Here is a 19,705-nt window from a genome sequence, read left to right as displayed (position 1 = left end):
CGTCGTGATATTCAATGGTATTTGCAACCAACTCTGGGGCGCGACAATGACCGACGCGGCGAGCATGCCGCCACGGTTAGCGCCCTGCAAAGCCAACCCTTCAAATTGCCACCGCAGCACACGGCGGCGCCGTCAAAACAATTCTATGCCGTCATCCGCGGTCTCGACCGCCTCGACCCGGCGCGTGGCCGCGATCGATGCCAGTCCGAGCGCTTGCAGAAATTCGCGATGAACGTCCCGCTCACGCTCCATCGTGTAGCGCGCGAAGAGATCGTCGAGGATCGCCTGATCCTGCAGTTCCGGCTGTAGCCGCTGCGCGCCCGCGCTCGCAGTCTCGAGCCGCGTGGCGACCGCAGGCAAGGCTGCGGAGCTTTCGCCGAGGCTGGTCATCTGACCCTGGGCCGAATTCATCAGCCGCTCGAATTCCGCGCCTTCGTCCACGAGCCGGCTCATCAGCTTGCCGAGCCGTTCATTGCCCGCCTCGACCTCGCGCAGCGCCTGCAGGATTTGCGGCTCGAGCTTGGCAAGCTGCGTGGGGTCACCCTGCACGCGCAGCTCCCTCAGCTCATTGGCCGAGCCCTCGATAGCGTCGAGCACGGGCCGCAGGCGCCCGGCGCCCGCGGAGACCTGGTCCGCGGTCGCCTTGAGCTCGTTGGCGATGACGACGAAGGCGCTGCCGCGGCTGCCGAGATGGCTCGCCTTGAGGCCGGCATTCATTCCGATCAGCGTGATGTCGACGGTCGCCTCGGCAAGCCCGGCAATCGCCTGGCGAAATTTCGCCAGCGTGTCCTCGACGATCGCGAGAGCCTCGTCGACCGAGCGGCCCGCGCTCTCGCAGGTCGCGATCAGGGTCGATGCGTGCGCCAGCGTCTGCTTGATCCGCGTCAGGAACGACGACGAGCCGCCATCCTCGCCGCCGAACAGCGTGCGGCCGTGGCCGACGACGCTGCCCGCATCGTGCAGGATGGCCGTTAGCGCGCCGACGATCTGGCCGACGTCGCCGCCGAACTCGCGCTGGGCATCCCTGAGCTGGGCCGCCTGCAACCGGCAGATCGCACGCACGCCGTCGTCGCTCGTCGCAGGCGCGGGAACGAGGCTGGGCGCAGATTCCGACGCAAGGCCGAGACCGTGGGACACGTGCTCGAGACGCTGACGCGTGCTGTCGCCCGCCTGCAGCGAGATGATGGCGCTGCCGACCGCGTCGGCGATCTTCCTGGTGCTGGAACTGGCACGGTCGGCCAGATGGCTGCTGTTGCTGCGCTGGTCGCGTAATCTTGAATAGGCCGCGCCAAGTTCGGCGCTCTCCGACACCAGTTGGGCCCGGTACCGGCTCTCGAATTCCTTCTGCCGGCCGGACGCGGTGGCAACCGCCTCGGACAGGCGCTGCTGGTCCCGCGCGCAGCCTTCGATCGAGCGCTGCACGGCCCTGCCGAGATCATAAGCTTCCTGGGTGAAGGCGAGAAAGCCCTCGCGGTCGCCGTCGAGCGAGGCCGCCTCGATCCGCGCGCTCCGCGCGATGATGGTGATCATCCCGATATGCTTGAACAGCGGCTTGAGCAGCGAGGACGCCTCTGCCGTGCTCTTTCCGATCGTCTCCAGCAGCGCGCTCTCCGCCGGCAACGCCTGCGCCAGCTCGCTCAGCCGCGCGGCGATCTCTTGCAGCGCCGTTGCTGCGCCCTCGATCTCGGCGCCGGAGAGCTCACCGGAAAGCGTCGCGAGGCCCTGGTTCAGCTCCTTGAAGATGAGATGGCCGCGTCCGAGTTCGTGGCCGACGCGCGCGAAGACGTCCTCGATGCGCGAGGAGACGTCCTCGATCGCGGCGGTCGCCTCGGTGAGCGTGTTGGCCGAAACGGGCGACATGGCCATCAGCCTGCCACCGCGGCGTGCCCGGCCTGATACCAGAGCATGATCTCTCGCGGAATGTGATGCAGCGAAACCACCTTTTCGACACCGCCATGGGCGATGGCTTCCTTGGGCATGCCGAACACCACACAGCTCTCTTCGTCCTGCGCCCGCGTCGATGCGCCGAGCTTGCGCATTTCCAGCATCCCGCGCGCGCCGTCGTCGCCCATGCCCGTCATGATGACGCCGAGCGCGTTGGCGCCGGCATGCTGGGCCGCGGAGCGGAACAACACGTCGACGGAGGGGCGATGCCGCGACACCGGCGGGCCGTCCTTGATCGCGATCTGGTAGCGCAGACCGATGCGCTGGAGCAGCATGTGGCGGGCGCCGGGCGCGATATAGGCGCAGCCCGGCAGCACCGGCTCGCCGTCCTCGGCTTCCTTGACCCTGATCTGGCAGACGCCGTCGAGACGCCTGGCAAAGGCCGCGGTGAAGCCTGCCGGCATGTGCTGGACGATGACGATCGGCGGACAATGCGCCGGCAACATCTCGAGGACGTCGTTGAGCGCTTCGGTCCCGCCGGTCGACGCACCGATGCAAACGATGCGCTCCGTGGTCGGCCGGACCTTGCCCTGCACCGGCGGCGGGATGATGGCATCGGCCGTCAGCTTCTTCTCGATGGCCCGACGTTCCGCACGCGGCCGCACCCGCGCGCGCGCAGCCGACTTCACTGCCTCGCGCAGCCGCGCCGAGCATTCGAGCAGCGCCTGACGTGTGTCGATCTTCGGCTTGGGCACGATGTCGACCGCGCCGGCCTCGAACGCCTCGAACATCACGTTCGAGCCCTCCTCGGTCAGCGAGGAGCAGATTATCACCGGGATCGGCCGCTGCGCCATGATCTTGCGCAGGAACGTCATGCCGTCCATGCGCGGCATTTCGAGGTCGAGGATCATGACGTCGGGAATCTCGTCCTGCAGACGGCGCGCTGCCACGAACGGATCCGAGGCCGTTCCCATCACCTCGATATCTGGGTCTTCGGACAGGATCGTCAGAAGGATTTGGCGCACCGACGCCGAATCGTCCACGATCAGCACGCGAACTTTCTGCTTCGGCATTTTAGGCGGCGCTCCGGCTAGACCTGGAAAATGGTTGGCTGAACTTGCTTCAGACCCGGTACTGCACTGTGGATCATCGATTCCGAATGCCCGACCAGCAGGTAACCGCCGGGCCGCAAATGGCCGCACAATTGCTCGACCACCTTGCGCTGCGTCTCCCGTTCGAAATAAATCAAGACATTGCGGCAGAAAATGATGTCGACGTCGCGGTCGACCGGGTAGGACTTGTCCATGAGGTTCATCCTCATGAAATGTGTCGCGCGCCGCAACTCGGGTACGACCCGCACCTCTCCGCGCGACTTGTCCCGCGACGACAGGAAATATCGATTCACGAAATTCTCGGGCACGGGGCCCAAAACATCGCGGGTGTAGATCGCGGTCTTGGCGAGGCGCAGCACCGCAGTCGAGATGTCGGTCCCGAGAATGCGGTACTGGAAGCGCGAGCCGTTCCGCGTCATGTCGTCAAGCACCATCGCGGTGGTGTAGGCCTCCATGCCGGTGGAGCTCGCCGAGCTCCAGATCTTCAGGTTCGCGTTCTTCCGTCCATGTGATTTCAGCAGGCCGGGAATCGCGACGTCGCGCATGAAGGCGAAGTGCTGCGGCTCGCGGAAAAAATCGGTCTTGTTGGTCGTCACCACATCGATGAGATGGGTGAGTTCGTTGTCGAAATGATCCGCCTCGAACAGGTTATCGACATACTCGTTGAGATCGGAGAAATTCAGCGCGCGCACGCGCTTGTGCAGCCGCCCCTCCAGCATCAGCCGCTTGCCCTGCGGCAGCTTGATGCCGACTTGCCCCTCGATCAATTCGGCGATGGTCCGGAAGTGACGGTCCGACAGATGCACGGCCGAATCCTGCAGCGCGGGCATCATGACTGCACGCTCCGTTCGAAAAGGGCCGTCCGCACTGAAGGTCGGGCCATCCTGGCCATGCTGAAAATCCTGCAATCACACACGCAACCTGAAGCGGACCGGCCCCTCGACGGGGCCGATCCGTCGAACCCGTTTAGCGCTGGAAATCAGCGTCGCGGTCGTCCTCGCCGTCGTTCATGTCGAAGGCGAAGCCGCCGCCACCGGCAACCTTCACGGCACGGGCAGGCTTGGCCGCCGGCTTCTTGGCCGGCCGCTCGACGGCCGCCATGGTCGCCGCCTTGGCCCGCAACTGGTTCACCGCCCGGTCGATCGGGGCGGCCTGTCCCTTTCCGCCCTGCTCGATGCGGAAATAGGCGATGGTGGACTGGAGCTGCTCGGCCTGCGAGGCGAGCTCCTCCGAGGTCGAGGACACCTGCTCGGAGGCGCTGGCGTTCTGCTGGCCGACCTTGTCGAGCTGCTGGATCGCCTGGTTGATCTGGGCCGAGCCGACGTCCTGCTCGCGGCAGGCCGCGGTGATCTCCTCGACCAGCTCGGCGGTCCTCTTGATGTCAGGGACGAGCTTGGAGAGCATCGCGCCAGCCTCCTGCGCCACCTTGACGGTGTCGATCGAGAGCGTGCCGATCTCGGCCGCGGCGGCCTGGCTGCGCTCGGCGAGCTTGCGCACTTCGGAGGCGACCACCGCAAAGCCCTTGCCGTGCTCGCCGGCGCGGGCGGCCTCGACCGCGGCGTTGAGCGCGAGCAGATCGGTCTGGCGCGCGATCTCCTGCACGATCGTGATCTTCTCGGCGATGGTCTGCATCGCGTTGACGGCGCGACCCACGGCTGCGCCGGAGGCTTCCGCATCCTTCGCCGACTGCGCGGCGATCTTCTCGGTCTGATTGGCGTTGTCGGCATTCTGCTTCACGTTAGAAGCCATCTCCTCCATCGAGGAAGAGGCCTCCTCGGCCGACGAAGCCTGTTCGGTCGCACCCTGCGAAAGCTGCTCGGCGCTCGCCGAGAGTTCCTGGCTGCCGGCGGAGACGTTCTGCGCCGCGGTCAGGGCTTCCGACACGATCTGGCGAAGCTTCTCCACCATGCGTTCGAGCGCGAGACCGAGCGTGTCCTTGTCCGACAGCGGCTTGGCTTCGACCATAAGGTTGCCATGTGCAATCTCGTTGGCGACAGCAGCCGTAGCGTTCAGATTTGCAGTCATCGCGTTGAGAGATTTCACGAGATCGCCGACCTCGTCATTGCTCGACACGTCAATGTTCTGGCTGAGGTCACCGACGGCCACTGCGTTGGCGAGACCAACCGCACGGGCAAGTCCACGGCTGATATTGAGCGCAATCCAGGTCGCAGAGGCGACCGCGATCAAAAGCGCGATGCAAATCATGCTGATCAACAACATCTTCGCAAAGGCAGCGTTCTTGGCGCCCTCCTCCGCGACCTCGGCCATCTGCTTCTCGTTCCGCTGAACGTATTGCTCGATGGCCTCGAGAGCCTCGTTGAAGGCCTTGCGGCCTTCACCGCCGGCGACGGCCGCCGCCTTCATGTTGCCGGCCTCGAGAGCCAGACGTGTAACGTTGTCCACGACCTTCGTCAGGCGATCCAGTTGAGCGCTAATGGCGCTGGCTATGCTTGGAAGATTTGCTTGGGCCACGGCCGCTTTGAGACCCGCCAGCCGCTGCGTGGTCTCCTTCACGTCAGCGTCGGCTTCTTGCGTGGTCGTCGCCGAATAGGTCAAAACGATCGAACGCGCGAGCCGCGCGATCTCACTGCGGGCCGTCAGCAATGCAGTGGCTGTACGCTGGCTCTCGGAACCGTTGCCGCCCGACTCCGCGGGGGCGGCATCCAAAATCACATCGATATCCTTGACCGCAGCCTGCCCTTCGGACTTCCACAGCTGCGCAGCCCTGTTGTTGGAGTTCAGCAAAGCAAACTTGCCGGCTTGATCCTCCGATTCGTTCATGCGCTTGATCGGACCGGCCGCCTGATCAAGCATGCGCCGGCCGTTCTCGCTCGCTTTGCCGTAGAGCTCGCTATTGAGCTTGAGCATCTTCTCGCGACGCGACAGCATCGCGTTGTAATTGGCTTGGGTGTCCTTGTCCGTGACCGCCTGGATCATCCGGCTTTCGGCGCGTTGTTGCGCTTGGATAGCACTCATGACGTCGGCGGCCAGCTTGGTGCGATAGGCCTGACCGACGATGCGCTCCTGCTGCTCAGCCAGCGTGGAGAGGCTGTTGTAGGCGACCCCTCCGGTAATCATCGAGAGAACAATGACTGCGCCGAACGCGCTGGCAAGCTTGGCTTTTACGGTGAATCTCATTTTCAGTCTCGTTGGTTCGAATTGGAGTGCTTGGGCTTGACCACGCATTACTCAGACAAACTCAGGCGGCGCGGGGCGCACCGCGCTCTTCCGGAATCTCGTCGTTCGCCATCAGCTTGGCGAGATCGAAGATCACGACGAACTTATCGCCCTTGCGGCCGATGCCGGCGGCATAGTCCGATTGCCATCTGCCACCGACCTCGGGGATCGGCTCAATGGCCTGCTCGTCGATGTCGGTGACCTCGAAGACGCAGTCGGCGACGAAGCCGACGCCAACCAGGCGGTCTTTCATCGGCACGTCGAGGATGATGATGCGGGTGGCTTCCGTGGCGGCCACGCTCGGCAGGCCGAGCTTCTTCCTGAGATCGACGATCGGATAACCGCTGCCGCGCACGTCGATCATGCCGAGCAGGAAGTCCGGTGCGTGTGGAAGCCGGGAGATCGGCCGCATGTCGAGAATTTCGCGGACGTTTCTAATGCTGATTCCGAACGTCTCGCCGGCAAGCCCGAGCGTCAGATATTGCGAAGTTGCGGCCATGATGCAGTCCGGATTCCGATGATTTGGAAATGAGTGCGGTCCGGCACGAGGCCGGACCGGTTGATCAGCGCTGGAACTCGGCGTCGCGATCGTCTTCGCCGTCATTCATGTCGAAGGCGAAGCCGCCGCCACCGGCGACCTTCATCGCACGAGCCGGCTTGCGGGCAGGCGCCGGCTTCTTGGTGCCGCGATCGGCGGCCGCCATGTGCGCAGCCTTGGCCCGGAGTTGACCGACGGCGCGGTCGATCGGCTCGGCCGCCGCCTTCTCCTTGCGCGCATCCTCGATCCGGAAGAACGAGATGGTGGACTGCAGCTGCTCAGCCTGCGAGGCGAGTTCCTCCGACGTCGAGGACACCTGTTCGGACGCGCTGGCGTTCTGCTGTCCGACCTTGTCGAGCTGCTGGATCGCCTGGTTGATCTGGGCCGAGCCGACGTCCTGCTCGCGGCAGGCCGCAGTGATCTCCTGCACCAGCTCCGCCGTCTTCTTGATGTCCGGCACGAGCTTGGACAGCATGTCGCCGGCTTCCTGAGCGACCTTCACCGTTTCCGTCGACAGCGTGCCGATGTCGGCGGCCGCGGCCTGGCTTCGTTCGGCGAGCTTGCGCACTTCGGAGGCGACTACTGCGAAACCCTTGCCATGCTCGCCGGCACGGGCGGCCTCGACCGCCGCGTTGAGGGCCAGCAGGTCGGTCTGACGGGCGATCTCCTGGACGATGGTGATCTTCTCGGCAATGGTTTGCATTGCCTGGACGGCGCGACCGACGGCGACGCCGCTGGCTTCGGCGTCCTGGGCCGATCGCGCGGCGATCTTCTCGGTTTGGTTGGCGTTGTCCGCGTTCTGCTTCACGTTTGAAGCCATCTCCTCCATCGAGGACGAGGCTTCCTCGGCGGACGAGGCCTGCTCGGTCGCGCCTTGCGAAAGCTGCTCGGCGCTGGCCGAGAGTTCCTGGCTGCCGGCGGAAACGTTGCTCGCCGCGGTGAGAGCCTCCTCAACGACCTGGCGAACTTTCCCCACCATCGTGTTCAGCGATTTGACGAGATCGCCGATCTCGTCATTGCTGGAGATCTTGATTGTTTGGGTAAGATCACCGGCCGCCACGGCGCCGGCGAGGCCGACCGCACGGCCGAGCCCGCGGGAGATGCTGAGGGAGATCCAGATCGCAGCGATCAGGCCGATGACGAGCGATGCGACCACCGCCGAGACCAGCATGACGTGGGCGCGATTGCCGTCCTCATGCGCCAAGGCGGCCCGGTCAGCCATGTTCTTTTTGACGTTGTTGACATAGACGTTGGCGGCGTCCATCGCCTCGCGGACCGCTTTGCGAACCTCGATTGCAGACTGCTCGACGGCTTTCGGCCTGTTCGTCCGGGCGATCTTGAGCGCGTCATCCTGAACGGCATTCATCCGGGCGTAGGCGGCCCCGAAATTCTCGATCAGCTTCTTGCCTTCCGGGGAGGCTGCTGCGTGAATCTCCTCTTTCAGCTTGAGAAGCGCCTCACGCTGCTTTGCGATCTCGGCGACGAAGCCATCCGCTTCGCTATCGGGCGCCAGAAGCAGATTCTTCTCGGACCGAACCTGGATCAGGATTCCCTTCTCGATCTCCGCCGCATGCTCCATTCGGCCGGCGCGGGACACCAGATTGTCGGCGGTGTCGATCATCTCGCTGAGCTTCACATAGGCGAGGCCGCCCGCCGCCATCGAGAGCAGCAGGACCACGCCGAACGCGACGGCTAGCTTTGCCTTGACCGTAAATCTCATCTTCAGCCCCTAAAGACCAGGTCCCGCCCGAGACCCTCGTTTCAATTCAGGATGCGTTCCATGTTGGGAACGATGACGAACTCTTCACGCCACTTCGCGATGAAGCGAATGAACTCCGGCTTCCAGTGCATGCCGACGCGCGGCGTCTGCTGCACGTCAGTCTGCGAGATCTCGGTGACCTCGTAGACCTTGTCGGCGGTGACGCCGACCAGGACCGGCTCGCCGTCGAGATCGAGCTCGATCACGACGATGCGCGTCTCGGCCGTGTCATCGAGCTGCGGCATGCCGAAGCGGATGCGCAGGTCGGCGAGCGGAATGACGTTGCCGCGCACGTTGATCACGCTGGGAACGAAGGCCCGCGCGCCCGCCACCTTCGTCACGGGAACAGGATCAATGATCTCGCGCACCAGACCTGCATCGAGAGCAAATTTCTCCTCGCCGAGGCCGATCATCACGACCTGCATCGGATCGGCTTGCCGTTCGCCAGCCAAACCATCGTTCATCACGCAGCCTCGCTGATATGCTGCTTCTCGACCTTCGACTGCGCCAACGCGACGAGCTGCGCGACGTCGAGGATCAATGCCGCCGTGCCATCACCCAGGATGGTCGCGCCGGAGAACATCGTGACGTCCGAATGCAGCTTGGAGAGCGACTTGATCACGGTCTGGTGGTTGCCGATGATCTGATCGGCGACGAGACCGACGTGGGTGTCGCCGGTCGAGATGATGATCGTCTTCTGGTGCCGGTCGGGCGTGCCCGATGCGCTCATGATCTCGCGCAGCCGGAGGAATGGCACGAGATTGCCGCGCACGTTGAGGAAATTGCGGCCACGGGAACACTCGTCCTCGGCGGTCAGCTCGATGCATTCCTCGACTGCGGACAGCGGAATGATGTAGCGGCCTTCGCCGACGCGGATCAAAAGACCTTCGATGATCGCCAGCGTCAGCGGCAGGCGCAGCGTCACTGTGGTGCCTTGGCCGGACTTCGTCGAGAGGTCGATCGAGCCACGCATGTTCTCGATGGTGCGCTTGACCACGTCCATGCCGACGCCGCGGCCTGACAGCGCCGAGATGGTCTGCGCGGTCGAGAAGCCGGGATGGAACAGGAACTGATGGATCTCATGATCGGTCAGCACGGCGCCCGCCGCGATCAGCCCCTGCTCTTCCGCTTTCGCACGAATGCGGGCGGTGTTGAGGCCGCCGCCATTGTCCTTCACCGTGACGAGCACCTGCGCGCCGGAATGGACGGCGGCGAGCTCGATCCGGCCCTGCTCGATCTTGCCGTTGGCCGAACGGGTCGCGGTATCCTCGATGCCGTGATCGATGGCGTTGCGGATCAGATGCACCAGCGGATCGGCCAGGCACTCGATCATGGTCTTGTCGAGCTCGGTATCCTCGCCGGTGGTGACGAATTCGACCGGCTTCGACAGATCACGCGACAGATCGTGGATCAGGCGGCGGAAGCGCCCGAACAGCGAGCCGATCGGCACCATGCGCGCGCCCATCGTGGTGTCACGCAGAGAGGAGGCAAGGCGCTCGATTTCCTCGGCGATCATCTTGATCGAGAGATCGGAGCCGGAGGATGCGAGCTGGGTCAGACGCGCTTGCGCGATGACGAGCTCGCCGACGCGGTCCATCAGCTCGTCGAGGCGCTCTGCCTGGACGCGGACGGTGGCGATGCCGCGATCGTCGCGCTTGGCCTCGAGCTTCGGTTCAGGCTTTGGTTCGGATTTCGGCTCAGCCCTTGTGACGGGCTGCTCGGCGACGCGCGCGACGGCGGCCGCGACCAGCGGCGCGGGCATGTCGGCCACCGGGGCCAGTTCCTCGTCGAGCAACTGGAACAGCGGTGCGGGCGCGGGCGCTTCGACTTGCTCCAGCGGCGAGAGCGTCAGCTTCATCTCGTCCGACACGAACATGAAGACGTCGTCGATCGCATCCTTGTCGCAAGCGGCGTGCAGCTTGACGTCCCATTTCAGATAGCAGTCTTCCGGCTCCATCTCGTCGAGGAACGGGATGCCGTCTGTGACAGGCACGACGAAGCAGGGCCCGAGCTTGCAGAGATCTTCCAGCAGGTCGAGCGGGTTCGAGCCGTTGCGCAGGATATGGGATTCGAATTCCAAATAAAGGTGCCAGCCGGCCTGCTTGCTCTCAGCCGGGGCGAGCGGCGGCGCCACCACGATCTCGGCGACGAGTGCTGCGGCCTGGTCGGGGAACACGAATCGCTTGAGGTCGTCGAGGATGGCCTCGCCGATGATGTCGTCGGTCGACTGGGGATCTTCAATCAACGCGCGGATGTAGTCCTTGGCGGCGAGCGCGACCGAGATCAGCTCGTGCGTCGGCTTGATCTCGCCCTTGCGGACGCGGTCGAAGGCAGTCTCGAATTCGTGGGTGAAGGAGGCGACCTTGTCGAAGCCGAACATGGCGCCCGACCCCTTGATCGTATGCAGGGCGCGGAAGGCGGAATCGACCAGTTCGCGGTCGTCGGGACGCTGGCCGAGGTCGAGCAAGGCCCCTTCAAGAACTTCGAAGAGCTCGCTGGCTTCCTGACGAAAGATCTCGGTCGGGTCCATCGCGCTCATGCGCGCACCAATTTGCCGACCACGGCAAGCAGTTGCTCAGGCTTGAACGGTTTGGTGATCCAGCCGGTCGCGCCGGCGCTCTTGGCTTCCTGCTTCACCGTGTCATTGGATTCGGTCGTCAGGAACACGATGGGCATGCCGACCGCGCTCGGTAGCTTGCGCAGTGCCCGGATCAGTTCCAGCCCGTTCATGACGGGCATGTTGAGATCGGTGATGACGAGGTCGAGTTTACCGGCCTGGGCCTTGGCGAGCCCTTGCGCCCCGTCACCGGCCTCGATCACATTGTGACCGGCCGGCTCGAGCACGACCTTGATCATCTGCCGGATGCTAGGCGAATCGTCGACAGTCAGAATCGTGGCCATTAGACGCCATCTTTCTTTTGCGGGAAATGCTGATCGATCATCGCCTCGCTGGTGAAGCCGGCTCGGCGCAGGGTGTTGCGAAGAGACTGTGAGAAAGAGGTCAGCACCACCGGGCGGCCCTGGGCCTGCCCCGTCTTGGCCGTCGACAGCAGAAGCTGGATCGAGGTCACGTCGGCCTTGTCGACGCTCGAACAGTCGATCTCGAGCCGCTCCTGGCGGCCGAACGCCTCGCGAATGAGCTCATAGACATTGCGAATGGCCGCGATGCTGCAATCGGCGGGCAGCCGCAACGACCACTTCGGCTCCGTGGGATTGAGCGCCATCGCTGACCCGCCTTTGCTAAAATTCCACTACCCGTTTGACGCGAATCGGGTGAGCAAACCCCTAACGCGGGCATCCGTACAACTACGGGTCACATTCTTGCGGAATTCGCGCGGCCGCGTGCAAGCGTGCACAGCCTGCTAACGGCTTTCATGCGCGGAGCGCATATCCGCGGTGCGTCCGGCCCCGTCAGGCGCATTTGCTTCGCGTTAAATTTGCTCGGGTTATGGCTTGGGTTCGTGTCTTTGCCAGCGAAGAGAGCCCCGGCCGCCGATGCTGACCCAAGCGCTTCTGGTTGACGACAGCCGGTCCGTCCTCAACTACCTGAAACGTCATATCGAGGCAGAAGGCCTGGTCGAGGCCACCGCCTTCCTCGATCCCGTGGAAGCGCTGGCTTGCGCGCGGGAGCGCGTGTTCGACCTCGTGCTGGTCGATTATGAAATGCCGCATATGGACGGCATCAGCTTCATCCGTGTTTTCCGGTCCCTGCCGGGCTGCGCGGACATTCCAATCGCGATGGTCACCTCACAGCAGACGGATGACGTCAAGATGGAAGCGCTGCAGGCCGGTGCAACCGATTTCCTGCCCAAGCAGCCGCAGAGCCTCGAGATGACGGTGCGCCTGCGGAATTTGATTCAACTCGGTGCAGCCGTGCGCAAGCTCAACGATCGTGCGGCGCATTTGGCCAGTGAAGTCGCAGCTGCGACGCGAAAGCTCGGCGAACGCGAGGAGGAGATCATCCTGCGGCTCGCGCTCGCGGTGGAATACCGTGACAACGACACCGGCGAGCACACGCTGCGGGTTGCCAGGTATAGCCGCGTCATCGCCGAGCAGCTCGGCCTGCCAGCCCGGCTTTGCCGCGACATTTATCTGGCCGCGCCCCTGCATGACGTCGGCAAGGTCGCCATTCCCGACAACATTCTGCTCAAGCCCGGCAGGCTGACCGACGACGAGATGGCGGTGATCCGCACCCATGCAACGATCGGCGAACGGATCCTGGCGGACTCCGGTTGCGAGCTGATCCAGCTCGGTGCGCAAATTGCTGCAGGCCATCACGAACGCTGGGACGGTGCGGGCTATCCAAACGGTCTGAAGGCGGACGAGATTCCGGTCGCCGCGCGCGTGGTCGCGGTCGCCGACGTCTTCGACGCGCTGACGACGCGACGACCATATAAAGAGCCGATGCCGATCGAGGTGGCTCGCAGCTATCTGGTCGAGAACAAGGGCAGGCAGTTCGATCCGGCCTGCGTCGAGGCCTTCTTGTCGCGCTGGGACGAGGTGGTCGGGATCGCCGCCGGCGAGCGGGCGACGCCATTTCAAAGGGCCGAGGCTCCGCTCGCTCCGATCCGGGAGTCTCTGGTCGAGGGCCGCTCGCCCGAGGCTGTCACGGCCAGCTGATTTCGTCGTCCGGCCAACAGCTTGGCACCCTCCTCTGTCGGCGATGGGCGGTTTGAACCACTTCCTGCTAGAGTACACCAATACTCAAAGAGTGATTCTGGTCACACTTGCCTGGGCGCCCCGATGCTAAAAATCGCACCGGGACGGGGACCAGCAAAGTATCGGTCGAATTGAATGAGAATACCAATGAGAAGCCTGATCGGCGCTGTTGTCGGCGCGTTCTGTACTGCGGCCCCTGCCTTGGCAGAGACGCCCGCCGCCATCGTCGAGGATGTGCAAGGCAAGGTCGATGGCGTCGAGTTCATGGATTATGTTGCTGCGGGCAAGATCATCAAGCTCGGGCCCAAGGCCAGCATTACGCTCAGCTATCTCAAATCCTGCCTGCGCGAGACCATCAGCGAGGGCGTCGTGCTGGTCGGCGCCGAGCAGAGCACGGTGCAGCTCGGCGACGTGCAACGCGCCAAGGTGCCCTGTGACGCCAAGGCGGCGCAGCTTTCCGAACGCGAGGCGAACCAGAGTGCGGCGACCACGTTCCGGACCATGCGGTCCGACGCCAAGGCCGCTCCGTCCAAGCTGCCGACGATCTACGGCGTCGCGCCCCTAATCCAGGCCAAGAGCGGCAGCACGCTGGTGATCGAGCGCACGGACGGCAAGGAACCCACGATCAGCGTGCCGCTCAAGAACGACATCATGATCCGCGGCAAGTTCTATGACTTTGCCAAGGCCGGGAAGTCGCTGACCCCTGGCGGCAGCTATCTCGCAAGCCTCGGAACCAAGCGTTACACCTTCCAGGTCGACGCCAGCGCCACCGCCTCGCCGACCCCGATCATCGGCCGCCTGCTGCGGCTCGAATAGCGGTCTGCGACGGAGCGATGCGGCGGATTGGGGGACGGGACATCGTTGCGGCGATCCTGATTGCGCTCCTCACCGGCGCGATCTTCACGTCGCCGCCGCTGCAGACCCTGCAAGGCCTTTCGCTCGACATCCTCACGGCGATGCGCTGGAAGTTTCTCGGCGACAGCCGCGATCCCGCGACATCGCCGGTCGTCGTCGTGGCGATCGACAGTGAAACCTACGACACACCACCATTCAAGGGATCACCGACGCAGACCTGGACGCGCGAGATCGGCCGGGTGCTCGGCAGCATCACCGAAGGCGGCGCCAAGGTGATCGGCTTCGACGTCATCTTTCCGAGCTCGATCGAGCAATCGGAGATCCCCTTCGGCGACGCCGCGCTCGGCAGCCGCATGAAAGGCTTCGACCGGGACTATCTGATCGCGCTGCGGCAAATCTCCGACAGCGGCAAATTGGTGCTCGGCGAAATCCTGAGCAACGACCATCCGGAAGTGCCCTATCGCGCCCAGCAAGTGGCCGTGCGCAACACCGTGCGGGCGCTCAATGTCCACACCGACCCCGACGACGTCATCCGACGAATGCCCCTGAGCTTTGCCATCGAGAGGCGGCCGGTGCCCGCGATGGCGGTCGAGCTCGCTGCACGCGCGACCGCCGCAAAGCCCGAGATTGCGCCCTCCGGCGCGACCGAATTGTCCGGCTATGCGATCCCGAGTGCCGTTCCGAATACAATGACGCTCAACTTCCGAGGGCTGGGACGCGACATCCCGACCTTCTCCTTCGTCGATCTGCGCGCCTGCATCGAAAAGGGTGATCGCGACTTTTTTCGCCGCGCTTTCAACGGCAAGGTCGTGCTGCTTGGTACGGCCCTGAATTTCGAGGATCGCAAGCTCACCTCGATGCGCCTGTCCGGCGGCTATGATGGAGCGCAGGCCGCACGATGCGCACTGCCGGCACCGGCAAGCACGCCGCAGAAAGCCCGCAGCGACGTCGCCGGCGTGTTCGTCCACGCCACTGCAGTCCGAAACCTGATGGAGCATGACGCCGTAACCGAACTCGGCTTTCCGATGCGAGCCGTTCTCACGATCGCGTTCGCGGCGATCATCGCCTGCGCGGCCTGCCTGCTCGCGCCGAGCGGCGCGCTGATGGCCTGGTTCGGCCTCACCCTCGCCTACACGGCCATAGCCGTCAGTGCGTTCGTCCATGCCTTGGCGTTGCCGTTGACGGAGCCGGCACTCGCCAGCCTTGCTGCGCTTGCGATCATGATCGGCTATCGCTTCGTGCTGGCCGATCGCGACGAGCGCTTCCTGCGCAAGAGCTTTGCCCTTTACCTCGCGCCCGAGGTGATCGAGACCATGGTCGCCTCCGGCAAGATGCCGGTGCTCGGCGGCGAGATGCGCAACGTCACCATGTTTTTCTCCGACCTCAGCGGTTTCTCATCCATTGCCGAAACCATGACACCGGGCGAGCTGGTGACGCTGATGAACGAATATCTGTCCGCCATGACCGACATCATCGAAGCTCATGGCGGCTATGTCGACAAATATATCGGCGATTCCATCGTTGCGATGTTCGGCGCGCCGGCCGACGATCCCGCACACGCCTGCAACGCGGTTCGCGCCGCGCTGGAGTGCCACGAGAAGCTCGCGGAGCTCAATGCGGACAATCCCGCATTCGTCGGCCACGGCCTGTCGCACCGCATCGGGCTGAACAGCGGCGAGGCCGTGGTCGGCAACATCGGTTCGCGCCGCCGCTTCAACTATACCGTGATGAGCGACACCGTGAACGTCGCCTCGCGGCTCGAAGGCGCCAACAAATATTACGGCACCGCGATCATGGCCTCGGAGACGACCATGACGCAGAGCGGCGACGCCTTTGCCTGGCGCGAGCTGGATGCGATCAGGGTTCTCGGGCGCGGTGAAGCCATCAAGGTGTTCGAGCCGCGGGCCGAGAAGAGCGCGGAGAGTGCCGAACAGGCGAAGGTGACCGCAGCCTATGCGGAAGGGCTCGCCTGCTGGCGCGCGCGTGATTTCGCGAAGGCGGCCGATGCGTTCGGGCAGGTGGCAAAGGCCGATCCGGCGTCAGCGCTGTTCGCCAGGCGCGCTACAGCATTCACCGCGAATCCACCGCCACCGGATTGGACCCCGGTCAATACGCTGGAAGGGAAGTAGCGACGTCAGCGCCAGAGGCGGCGCGCACCTAAAACGGCAGCCCCACGTAATTCTCCGCGAGCAGCCGCTGCGCCGTCTCGGACGAGAGCAGATAGTCCAGCTCGGTCTGCTGAAGCCGGTCTTCGTAGTCGAGCCGGTCGGGGAAGCGGTGCAGGAGCATCGTCATCCACCAGGAAAAACGCTGCGCCTTCCAGATCCGCGCCAGTGCCTTGGCGGAATAGCCAGCGAGGCCGGAATCGTCACCGCGCTGATAATGCGCGAGCATCGCGTGGTAGAGATAGTAGATGTCGGACGCGGCGCTGTTGAGCCCGCGCGCGCCGGTCGGCGGCACGATGTGAGCCGCATCGCCGGCGAGGAACAGCCGGCCATAGCTCATCGGCTCGGCAACGAAGCTGCGCAGCGGCGCGATGCTCTTTTCGATTGAGGGCCCCGTGATCAGACGGCCGGCGACCTCGTCCGGCAGGCGGCGCTTCAGCTCGGCCCAGAACGCGTCGTCGCTCCAATCCTCGACCTTGTCGGTCAGCGGCACCTGAACGTAGTAGCGGCTGAGCACCTGCGAGCGCAGCGAGCAGAGCGCAAAGCCGCGCTCGTGCTTCACATAAATCAGCTCCGGCGACACCGGCTTGGTGCGCGACAGCACCCCCAGCCAGCCGAACGGATAGACCTTCTCATATTCGCGCAGCACGTCCTTCGGGATCGACTTGCGACTGACGCCGTGAAAACCGTCGGCGCCGACGATGTAGTCGCAATCGACGCGGACAATCTCTCCGTTCGATCGATAGGTCACGTAGGGACGGTCCGAGGTCAGATCATGCGGCGTCACGTCCTGCGCATCGTGCACGACCTTGCCGCCGAGGCGGTCCCGTGCCTCGTAGAGATCACGCGTCAGCTCGGTCTGGCCGTAGACCAGCACCGAACTGCCGCCGGAATGCTTGTGCAGATCGATCTTGGACAGCACGCCGTCATGGGCGATCTCGAAACCGGTGTGGATCTCGCCCTCGCGGTCCATCCGCTCGCCGCACTGCGCTTCGCGCATCAACTCGGCAAAGCCGTGCTCGAGCACGCCGGCGCGGATCCGGGCGAGCACATGGTCGCGGCTGTATTTCTCCAGCACGACCGTGTCGATGCCCTTGAGGTGCAACAGCTGGGACAACAGCAGCCCCGACGGCCCGCCGCCGATGATACAGACCTGAACCTTCATTTATGCGTCCTCCCGTCGGCACTTTTTTGCAGATTTGGCGCCACGGACCGATGGAGGGTTTCGCCATTGTCTTGTACTATTCGAACATGAGAGGCGCAGCCCCGGCGATCCGTATCTACAATTTGTTCGGCGAGTCCGGCGACTTGCCCGACGTCGTGCATTGCGAGACCATCGCGTCGCGCTCGGTGCTGCACGACTGGACCCTCGCCGTGCACCGTCATGCTAGGCTGCACCAGGTGCTGCTGATCGAGCGCGGCGGCGGCGAGGCGACGCTCGACGGGCGGGTGGTGCCGTTGAAGCCGATGCAGATCGTCAATGTGCCTGTCGGCCACGTGCACGGCTTCCGCTTCGTGCCCGATACGCAAGGCTGGGTGCTGACCATCGCCGCGGAGATTCTGGACGAGGCGCTGCTCTCCGCCGAGGGCCTGCGCGGCGCGCTGGCCCGCTCGGCCGTGGTGCGCGGTACGCCGCAGATCCGCACCACCATGAAGCAGATCTTCGCCGAACATGCCGCGCGCGATTTCGGCCGCGCGCATGTGCTGCGGGCGTTGTCGTCGGCCATGATCGGGCTGGTGGCGCGCGCGCTCACGAGCGAGAGCGGCGGCAACGGCACCGTCGAATCCAGCCTGTTCCGCCGCTTCGAGGCGCTGCTGGAGCAGCATCATTTGGAACGCTGGAGCGTCGCGGACTATGCCGAGGCGCTGGCGGTGACCCCGACGCATCTCAACCGGATCACACGGGCGGCGACCGGTGATACCGCCTCGCATCTGATCCTCAACCGGCTGATCCGCGAGGCGCGACGCAACCTCGTCTACACCAATCTGCCGGTCTCGACGATCGCCTACGCGCTCGGCTTCGAGGACCCCGCCTATTTCAGCCGGGTCTACGCCGCAGCCACGGGGGTCTCACCGCGCGCCTTTCGCGCGCAGCTCCATGGCGACGAGACGTGAAGCCTCACACGTCGAAGAACACCGTCTCCTCCGGCCCCTGCAGATTGATCGTGAAGGAATACACGACCTTGCCGCCGCGCTCGCTGCGCTTGGCGACCAGCGTCTGGCGCCGGACCGGCTGTTCGATCAAATTGAGCACGGGGTCGGCGGCGTTGGCGGCCCCTTCATCCGAGAAATAGAGCCGCGTGTTGAGGCCGATGTTGATGCCGCGCGCGACGATCCAGACATTGATATGGGGCGCGCATGTCCGGCCCGCTCTGTCGGTGATGGCACCGGGCTTGATGGTCTCGAAGGTGACGAGCCCGCTCTCGAAGTCTGAGCCGGCGCGGCCCCAGCCGCGAAACTCCTGCTCCAGCGCGCCGGCCGAGCGATCGGCCGGATGGTTGTAGCGGCCGGCCGCATTGGCCTGCCAGATCTCCAGCAGCACGTCGCGCAACGGCGTCCCGGTACCGTCGAGTATCTTGCCCTCCAGCGTGATGCGCTCGCCTTCGGTGCTCGGCGTTGTCAGGACATTCGAGAAATTCTTCTCGAAGATGTCGAAGCCGGCCATTGCCGGGATCAGACCGATATGAACATAGGGCCCGGCGGTCTGCGAAGCGGTTTCCTTGAGATAGTTGAGCGGTTGCGGCATTTGCTCAGTTCCCCGCGGTGCGATTTTCAAAATAAGTGGAGCGCTGGCCGCGCAGCACGATGTCGAAGCGGTAAGCCAGCGAGTCGAACGGCGCCGACGCGTTGAGGTCGAGCGGCGCCACGAGGCGGTCGAGTGCATCCTTGTCCGGGATGGTCGTCAGGATCGGACAGATCGGGATCAGGGGATCGCCCTCGAAATACATCTGCGTGATCAGCCGCTGTGCAAAGCCCGAACCGAACACCGAGAAGTGGATATGGGCGGGACGCCAGCTGTTGACATAGTTGCGCCAGGGATAGGGCCCCGGCTTCACGGTACGGAAATAATAATAGCCGGTGTCGTCGGTCAGCGCGCGGCCGCAGCCGCCGAAATTCGGGTCGATCGGCGCCAGGTAGGTGTCCTTCTTGTGCCGGTAGCGGCCGCCGGCATTGGCCTGCCAGAACTCGACCAACGTGTTCGGCACGCCGCGACCGGTTTCGTCCAGCACGCGGCCGTGCACGATGATGCGCTCGCCGACGGGATCGCCGTCCTTGGCGTAGTTGCGGATCAGATCATTGTCGAGCGGGCCGAGATCGTTGTGGCCGAACACCGGTCCCGTGATTTCGGAGACCGACCCCTCCAGCGACAGCAGCGACTGGCGCGGCGAGCGCAGCACCGAGGATTTGTAGCCCGGCGCATGCGCCGGCGGATGAATCGAACGATCCCGCTGGAAGAAGCCGCCGTCGCCGAGCGGCGGCGCAAGGGGCTCGGGGCGGTTGAGGCGGGGATCCCGCAAGGCTGGCGCCTGGGCATTCATCGTGTTTCTCCCTGGGG

The 19,705-nt window shown here is 64.4% G+C and carries 17 protein-coding genes; 4 read left to right on the top strand and 13 right to left on the bottom strand.

Features of this window, described 5'->3' with window-relative positions; all coding sequences use genetic code 11:
- Positions 1-132 precede the first annotated feature (132 nt).
- From IVB24_RS11950 to IVB24_RS11905, 10 genes are all read right to left on the bottom strand, one after another.
- Entirely contained in the window at positions 133-1,860 is a 1,728-nt protein-coding gene (locus tag IVB24_RS11950; RefSeq protein WP_247772963.1) for a chemotaxis protein, read from the bottom strand.
- Positions 1,861-1,865: 5 nt separating this feature from the next.
- Positions 1,866-2,957 carry a chemotaxis response regulator protein-glutamate methylesterase gene (locus tag IVB24_RS11945; RefSeq protein ID WP_247772962.1) on the bottom strand — a complete coding sequence of 364 codons (1,092 nt, stop codon included), beginning with the start codon at positions 2,955-2,957 and terminating at the stop codon, positions 1,866-1,868.
- A gap of 17 nt (positions 2,958-2,974) precedes the next feature.
- Positions 2,975-3,829: a CheR family methyltransferase gene (locus tag IVB24_RS11940; RefSeq protein ID WP_247772961.1), complete on the bottom strand. Its 855-nt coding sequence runs from the start codon at positions 3,827-3,829 to the stop codon at positions 2,975-2,977.
- A 133-nt stretch (positions 3,830-3,962) separates the two neighbouring features.
- Positions 3,963-6,134, bottom strand: a complete 2,172-nt coding sequence (locus IVB24_RS11935; RefSeq protein ID WP_247772960.1) for a methyl-accepting chemotaxis protein — start codon at positions 6,132-6,134, stop codon at positions 3,963-3,965.
- A 61-nt stretch (positions 6,135-6,195) separates the two neighbouring features.
- A complete protein-coding gene (locus tag IVB24_RS11930) occupies positions 6,196-6,672 on the bottom strand; it encodes a chemotaxis protein CheW (RefSeq protein WP_247772959.1) in 477 nt (158 codons plus the stop codon).
- A gap of 64 nt (positions 6,673-6,736) precedes the next feature.
- On the bottom strand, positions 6,737-8,431 hold the full coding sequence (locus tag IVB24_RS11925; RefSeq protein ID WP_094973773.1) for a methyl-accepting chemotaxis protein: 1,695 nt from the start codon (positions 8,429-8,431) through the stop codon (positions 6,737-6,739).
- A gap of 41 nt (positions 8,432-8,472) precedes the next feature.
- Positions 8,473-8,934: a chemotaxis protein CheW gene (locus IVB24_RS11920; protein WP_162308393.1), complete on the bottom strand. Its 462-nt coding sequence runs from the start codon at positions 8,932-8,934 to the stop codon at positions 8,473-8,475.
- Positions 8,934-11,009: a chemotaxis protein CheA gene (locus IVB24_RS11915; RefSeq protein ID WP_247772958.1), complete on the bottom strand. Its 2,076-nt coding sequence runs from the start codon at positions 11,007-11,009 to the stop codon at positions 8,934-8,936. The genes IVB24_RS11920 and IVB24_RS11915 overlap by 1 nt, the downstream gene beginning before the upstream one ends.
- On the bottom strand, positions 11,006-11,371 hold the full coding sequence (locus IVB24_RS11910; RefSeq protein ID WP_008142319.1) for a response regulator: 366 nt from the start codon (positions 11,369-11,371) through the stop codon (positions 11,006-11,008). Before IVB24_RS11910 ends, IVB24_RS11915 begins: the two co-directional genes overlap by 4 nt.
- Positions 11,371-11,694: an STAS domain-containing protein gene (locus tag IVB24_RS11905; RefSeq protein WP_094973769.1), complete on the bottom strand. Its 324-nt coding sequence runs from the start codon at positions 11,692-11,694 to the stop codon at positions 11,371-11,373. Before IVB24_RS11905 ends, IVB24_RS11910 begins: the two co-directional genes overlap by 1 nt.
- 271 nt (positions 11,695-11,965) lie before the next feature.
- On the opposite strand from IVB24_RS11905, the gene IVB24_RS11900 reads away from it, so the two are divergent.
- The 3 genes from IVB24_RS11900 (at position 11,966) to IVB24_RS11890 (ending at position 16,113) form a co-directional block, all read left to right on the top strand.
- Positions 11,966-13,090 (top strand): HD domain-containing phosphohydrolase, encoded by a 1,125-nt coding sequence (locus IVB24_RS11900; protein ID WP_247772957.1) that lies wholly within the window; start codon positions 11,966-11,968, stop codon positions 13,088-13,090.
- A gap of 186 nt (positions 13,091-13,276) precedes the next feature.
- Positions 13,277-13,945 carry a hypothetical protein gene (locus IVB24_RS11895; RefSeq protein ID WP_247772956.1) on the top strand — a complete coding sequence of 223 codons (669 nt, stop codon included), beginning with the start codon at positions 13,277-13,279 and terminating at the stop codon, positions 13,943-13,945.
- 17 nt (positions 13,946-13,962) lie between these two features.
- Positions 13,963-16,113, top strand: a complete 2,151-nt coding sequence (locus tag IVB24_RS11890; protein WP_247772955.1) for an adenylate/guanylate cyclase domain-containing protein — start codon at positions 13,963-13,965, stop codon at positions 16,111-16,113.
- 28 nt (positions 16,114-16,141) lie between these two features.
- Here IVB24_RS11890 and pobA read toward each other — a convergent pair whose 3' ends face one another.
- Positions 16,142-17,314 (bottom strand): 4-hydroxybenzoate 3-monooxygenase, encoded by a 1,173-nt coding sequence (gene pobA / locus IVB24_RS11885; RefSeq protein ID WP_094973765.1) that lies wholly within the window; start codon positions 17,312-17,314, stop codon positions 16,142-16,144.
- 50 nt (positions 17,315-17,364) lie between these two features.
- On the opposite strand from pobA, the gene IVB24_RS11880 reads away from it, so the two are divergent.
- On the top strand, positions 17,365-18,264 hold the full coding sequence (locus IVB24_RS11880; protein WP_094973764.1) for a helix-turn-helix domain-containing protein: 900 nt from the start codon (positions 17,365-17,367) through the stop codon (positions 18,262-18,264).
- Between the two features lie 4 nt (positions 18,265-18,268).
- Here IVB24_RS11880 and pcaG read toward each other — a convergent pair whose 3' ends face one another.
- Positions 18,269-18,895, bottom strand: coding sequence for a protocatechuate 3,4-dioxygenase subunit alpha (gene pcaG, locus IVB24_RS11875; protein ID WP_247772954.1), 627 nt, complete (start codon positions 18,893-18,895; stop codon positions 18,269-18,271).
- 4 nt (positions 18,896-18,899) lie between these two features.
- Positions 18,900-19,688, bottom strand: coding sequence for a protocatechuate 3,4-dioxygenase subunit beta (pcaH, locus tag IVB24_RS11870; protein ID WP_094895285.1), 789 nt, complete (start codon positions 19,686-19,688; stop codon positions 18,900-18,902).
- Between the last annotated feature and the right edge of the window lie 17 nt (positions 19,689-19,705).

Origin of the sequence: Bradyrhizobium sp. 192 (assembly GCF_023100965.1) — a bacterium.
In the GTDB taxonomy this organism is placed as follows: Bacteria; Pseudomonadota; Alphaproteobacteria; order Rhizobiales; family Xanthobacteraceae; genus Bradyrhizobium; species Bradyrhizobium symbiodeficiens.
This window is presented reverse-complemented; position numbering and strand designations above follow the sequence as displayed.